Below are 5,359 nucleotides of genomic sequence, written 5' to 3'. Positions count from 1 at the left end.
GTGCTGCGGTACTACGAGGACCTCAGCGAGGCCCAGACGGCAGAGGTGCTCGGCGTCTCGGTCGGGACGGTGAAGTCGGCCGTGTCGCGGGCGCTCGGCAAGCTCCGCGAGGACGCTGAGCTGGGACTTGTTCGGAATTGAGGAGGAAGCGAGGAGGAAGTGAAAGGAAGTTGACGGGACGCGTCGTCCGCCTGAGCCTGATCGATCATCCGCTCCCCTAGTGACATACCGCGCGGTATGTGCGCAGAATCAGCGCATCCCGTACCGACGCCAGGCAATGTCGCCCAGGAGGACGCCGTGCTGAGCACCATGCAGGACGTACCGCTGCTGATCTCGAGGATCCTGACCCACGGGTCGACGATCCACGGCACTTCGCAGGTGATCACCTGGACCGGCGAGGGAGCCCCGCAGCGCCGTTCCTACGCGGAGATCGGCGCCCGGGCCGCCCAGCTGGCGCACGCCCTGCGCGACGACCTCGGTGTCGACGGCGACGAGCGGGTCGCCACCCTGATGTGGAACAACGCCGAGCACGTCGAGGCGTACTTCGCGATCCCCGCGATGGGCGCCGTGCTCCACACGCTCAACCTCCGCCTGCCGGCCGAGCAGCTCGCGTGGATCGTCAACCACGCCGCCGACCGCGTGGTCGTCGTCAACGGCTCGCTGATCCCGCTGATCGCCCCGCTGCTGCCGCACCTCAAGACCGTCGAGCACATCGTGGTCTCGGGCCCCGGCGACCGCTCCCCCCTGGCCGACACCCACGTCCGGGTGCACGAGTACGAGGAGCTGCTCGCCGGACACCCCGTCGCCTACGACTGGCCGGAGCTGGACGAGCGGTCCGCCGCCGCCATGTGCTACACCTCCGGCACCACCGGTGACCCCAAGGGCGTGGTCTACAGCCACCGGTCGATCTACCTGCACTCCATGCAGGTGAACATGACCCAGTCGATGGGCCTGACCGACCAGGACACCTCCCTGGTCGTGGTCCCGCAGTTCCACGTGAACGCCTGGGGCCTGCCGCACGCCACCTTCATGACCGGCGTCAACATGCTGATGCCGGACCGCTTCCTCCAGCCCGCCCCGCTCGCCGAGATGATCGAGGGCGAGAGGCCGACGCACGCCGCCGCCGTCCCCACCATCTGGCAGGGGCTGCTCGCCGAGCTCACCGCCCGCCCCCGCGACGTCTCCTCCCTCACCCAGGTCACCATCGGCGGCTCCGCCTGCCCGCCGTCGCTGATGGAGGCGTTCGACAAGCTGGGCATGCGGGTCTGTCACGCCTGGGGCATGACGGAGACCTCCCCGCTCGGCACCATCGCCCGCCCGCCGGCCCACGTGGTCGGCACCGACGAGGAGCTGGCCTACCGGCTCACCCAGGGCCGCTTCCCGGCCGGCGTCGAGGCCCGCCTCACCGGCCCCGGCGGCGAGCGCCTCCCCTGGGACGGCATGTCCGCGGGTGAGCTGGAGGTGCGCGGCCCGTGGATCGCCGGCGCCTACTACAACGGCCCCGACGCCGAAGCGCTGCGCCCGGCCGACAAGTTCAGCGAGGACGGCTGGCTCAAGACCGGTGACGTCGGCACGATCAGCCCGGACGGCTTCCTCACCCTGACGGACCGCGCCAAGGACGTCATCAAGTCGGGCGGCGAGTGGATCTCCTCGGTGGAGCTGGAGAACGCGCTGATGGCGCACCCGGACGTGGCCGAGGCCGCCGTGGTCGCCGTCCCCGACGACAAGTGGGGCGAGCGCCCGCTCGCCACGGTCGTCCTCAAGGAGGGCGCCACCGCCGACTTCACCACGCTGCGCGCCTTCCTCCAGGAGGAGCGGAAGATCGCCAAGTGGCAGCTGCCGGAGCGCTGGACGGTGATCGAGGCGGTGCCGAAGACCAGCGTGGGCAAGTTCGACAAGAAGGTGCTGCGCCGGCAGTACGCCGAGGGCACGCTGGACGTCACCCGGATCTGACACCGGCGTACGCCGCGGGGGAGCCGGACGTCATCCGGCTCCGACCGGCGTACGCCGCACGTGCCGCTGTGCGGTGAGACGGAACACGAAGTTCCCCTCACCGCCCGGCTGCAGCGGTCACCGCCGTACCGCCGTGCTCCCCCAGCCCAGTGCCAGCCAGACCGCCGCCACCGCCGACACCCCGCCCCAGCCGAAGTGGGTGAAGGCGGGGCCCGCGAGGGCCGAGGCGGTGGCGCCGCCGGCGAAGCCGGAGACCACGTAGGCGGTGTTGGCGACGGCCGGGCTGGAGGTGGTGGTCAGGGCGAGGGTCTGGTTGGCGACGTGCGAGGCGACCAGGGCCGCGTGGATCGCGATCGCGGCGACGAACAGGGCCCAGACGACCTGCCCGCCCAGCCAGAACAGCGGCACGGAGACGGCCGCGAGCAGATACGCCCCCCGTACGACCCGGGCGGCGCCGAAACGGTCGACCAGCCCGCCCGCCAGCGGCGCCACCGCGCTCGCCGCGAGCCCGAAGAGGCCGAACAGCCCGGCGGTGGCGGTGGACAGGCCGTAGGCCGGGCCCGTCAGCAGCAGGGCGAGCGAGGTCCACAGCGCGCTCCACGCGCCGAACATCCCCGCCTGGCGCACCGACGCGCGCCACAGGTCGGGCGAGCGGCGCAGCAGCCCGGGCAGCGCGGCGAGGCCGCCGAACAGCGAGCCCTCGCGGCGGCGCCGCCCGGACGGCAGGACGAGGGCGGTGGCGGTGCCCAGGGCGAGCGTGAGGGCGGCCGCGCCCGCGAACACCCACCGCCAGCCGAAGGCCTGCCCGGCGAGCCCGCCGAGGACCCGGGCCGCGACGATGCCGGTGAACAGGCCGGCGATCACGGCCGCGACATGGCGGGCGCGGCGGGCGGCGGGGGCCCGCTCGGCGACCAGCGGGACGAGCAGCTGCGGCACCACGGTCCCGGCCGAGGCGACGAACACGGCGACCGCCAGCGCGCCGGTGCCCGGGGCGACGGCACTCGCGAGCAGGGCGGCGGTGGTGACCAGGGTGAGGACGGTGACCAGCCGGCGCCGGTCGGCGGTGTCGCCGAGCGGGGCGAAGAAGAGCAGCCCGACGGCGTATCCGAGCTGGGCGACCGAGGCGATCCAGGCCACGGCCGACGGGGTGGAACCGAAGTCGCGGGCGATCAGGGAGAGCAGGGGTGCGGCGAGGTAGATGTTGGCGGCCGTGACCGCGGTGCAGACGGCGATGAGTGTGAGGAACGCGGCGGAGCCGCGGGTCGGGCCCGGACCTGGACCCGTCCCGGGAGCGGGGAGCGGTGGCCTGCGGGCCTGCCGGCCGGTGGTGGTGGCGCTGGGCGCTGAGGACATGAGCGGGATACCCCTTCGAGCCTGCTCTAACAACTAACTGGTTGGTTGGCTGACGGAAGGAACAGTCTGCGTCCCCTCCGGATTCCCTGTCAACCAAACAGTTGGTTACAAGTGGCGCTACCCTGTCCCCATGGCAGTCAGGGACCCCGAGGCCACCAAGGCCCGGATCTTCGAGGCGGCGGTCACCGAGTTCGCCCGCCACGGCATCGCCGGTGCCCGCATCGACCGCATCGCGGCCGAGGCGAAGGCCAACAAGCAGCTCATCTACGCCTACTTCGGCAACAAGGCGGAGCTGTTCGCGATCGTCCTCGAGCGGAAGATGCTGGACCTCGCCGAGTCCGTCCCCGTCGACCCGGACGACATCGAGGGCTGGGTCGACCGGCTGATGGACTACCACGCCACCCACCCCGAACTGCTGCGCCTGCTGTTCTGGGAGGGCCTGGAGTACGGCACCGACGAGCTCCCCCACGAGGGCGAACGGCAGGAGCACTACGTCCGCAAGGTCGCCCTGCTCCGGGACGGCCAGGAGCGCGGAGCCGTCACCGACGCCATCCCGGCCGGCGACCTGCTGTTCCTGCTGACCGCGCTGGCCAACTGGACGGCCGTCGTCCCGCAGATGCGCCGCATCCTGGTCGGCGAGGAGGCCGACGACCGGGCTCGGCTGCGCGCGTCCGTGAAGGAGGCGGCCCGCCGCCTGGTCGCCCGCTGACGGCGGCGCGGGTCAGCCGGTGCCGGTCAGTTGGTCCCGATCCGCGACAGCAGGTCGACGATCCGCTCCTGCACCTCCGCGCTGGTGGACCGCTCCGCGAGGAACAGCACCGTCTCCCCGGAGGCCAGCCGCGGCAGGTCCGCCGCATCGACGGCGGCCGTGTAGACGACCAGCGGGGTGCGGGTGAGCTGCCCGTTCGCCCGCAGCCAGTCGACGATCCCGGCCTGTCCCGCCTGGCGGTGCACCTGCATCAGGTCCATCACCACCAGGTTCGGCCGGAACTGACCCGCCAACGTCACCGCGTCGGCGTCGCTCGCGGCCCGCGCGACCTGCATCCCGCGCCGTTCCAGCGTGCCGGTGAGGGCGAGCGCGATCTCCGCGTGCTCCTCGATCAGCAGTACGCGCGGCGGGTGCTGTTCGCTGTCGCGCGGCGCGAGCGCCTTCAGCAGCACGGCGGGGTCGGCGCCGTACGCGGCGTCGCGGGAGGCCTGGCCGAGTCCGGCCGTGACCAGCACCGGCACCTCCGCCGCGCCCGCCGCCTGACGCAGCGACTGCAGGGCGGTCCGGGTGATCGGGCCGGTCAGCGGGTCGACGAACAGCGCCGCGGGGAAGGCCGCGATCTGCGCGTCGACCTCCTCACGGGAGTGCACGATCACCGGGCGGTAGCCGCGGTCGCTGAGCGCCTGCTGCGTCGCCACGTCCGGCGCGGGCCACACCAGCAGCCGGCGCGGGTTGTCCAGCGGCTCCGGCGGCAGTTCGTCGTCCATCGGCTGCGGACGCGGCGGGTCCGCCACCTCCACGGCTCCGCCCGGACCGTCCAGCGGCTCGGGTCCCTCGGCGGCGTCCGCGTCCGGCGCCCCTATGGCGTAGGAGCGTCCGGCGGCCTCGGTGGCCGGCGCGAGCCGGGACTGCCCGGCCGGCGTCGGCGCCGGCTGCGCCGCGGGCTGGGCGAGAGCGGCGGCCGGGGTGCGGTCCTGCTGCGGCGCCTGCCCGGCCGGCGGCACGGGGTCGCCCTGCGGGTGCGGGCGGGCGCCGTGGCCGGCGCCGGAGGCCTGCCCGGCGGACGTCTGGCCGTTCGCGGCGGCCTGGTCGCTGCGGGTGCCGAGCTTGCGGCGACGGCCGGAACCGCCCGGCTGGTGCGGGGGCGGCGTGGCCGACGCCGGCGGCTGCTGGACCTGGGCGGCCTGCCGGTTGAACGGCACGCCCTGGCCCAGCGTCCGCACGCTGATCGCACGTCCCTGCGTCGAGTTCGGGTCCACCGGGGCGGCGGCCTCGGCGGGCAGCGGCTGGGCGGCGGGCCGCCGCTCCGGCACGGGCGCGTCCTCGGGCGGCAGGGGGGTGCCG

General features: G+C 73.9%; 5 protein-coding genes. 3 read left to right on the top strand and 2 right to left on the bottom strand.

From position 1 onward, the window contains the following. On the top strand, positions 1-141 hold a 141-nt coding region (locus CCN29_RS22035), incomplete at its 5' end, for a sigma factor-like helix-turn-helix DNA-binding protein (RefSeq protein WP_442538444.1). Between the two features lie 156 nt (positions 142-297). After that, the gene (locus CCN29_RS22030) at positions 298-1,953 is read left to right on the top strand and encodes a long-chain fatty acid--CoA ligase (RefSeq protein WP_031067301.1); all 1,656 of its coding nucleotides are present in this window, start codon (positions 298-300) and stop codon (positions 1,951-1,953) included. Between the two features lie 117 nt (positions 1,954-2,070). Here the strand turns inward: CCN29_RS22030 and CCN29_RS22025 are convergent, their stop codons facing one another. Continuing rightward, positions 2,071-3,306, bottom strand: a complete 1,236-nt coding sequence (locus tag CCN29_RS22025) for an MFS transporter (RefSeq protein ID WP_086683928.1) — start codon at positions 3,304-3,306, stop codon at positions 2,071-2,073. A gap of 130 nt (positions 3,307-3,436) precedes the next feature. Between CCN29_RS22025 and CCN29_RS22020 the strand changes: the two genes are divergently transcribed. Beyond that, positions 3,437-4,015, top strand: coding sequence for a TetR/AcrR family transcriptional regulator (locus tag CCN29_RS22020; protein WP_006136212.1), 579 nt, complete (start codon positions 3,437-3,439; stop codon positions 4,013-4,015). Between the two features lie 26 nt (positions 4,016-4,041). Here the strand turns inward: CCN29_RS22020 and CCN29_RS22015 are convergent. Next, on the bottom strand, positions 4,042-5,359 hold a 1,318-nt coding region (locus CCN29_RS22015), incomplete at its 5' end, for a response regulator (protein WP_503167723.1).

This window comes from Streptomyces pseudogriseolus, from assembly GCA_002154585.1.
Classification (GTDB): domain Bacteria; phylum Actinomycetota; class Actinomycetes; order Streptomycetales; family Streptomycetaceae; genus Streptomyces; species Streptomyces pseudogriseolus.
Note: the sequence above shows the minus strand (reverse complement) of the source record. Positions and strands in the feature narration are given on the sequence as shown.

Bases quoted from the DNA above. Each gene is read 5' to 3' on its own strand.
- CCN29_RS22025 (WP_086683928.1), bottom strand. From the start codon at position 3,306: ATGTCCTCAGCGCCCAGCGCCACCACCACCGGCCGGCAGGCCCGCAGG.
- CCN29_RS22020 (WP_006136212.1), top strand. From the start codon at position 3,437: ATGGCAGTCAGGGACCCCGAGGCCACCAAGGCCCGGATCTTCGAGGCG.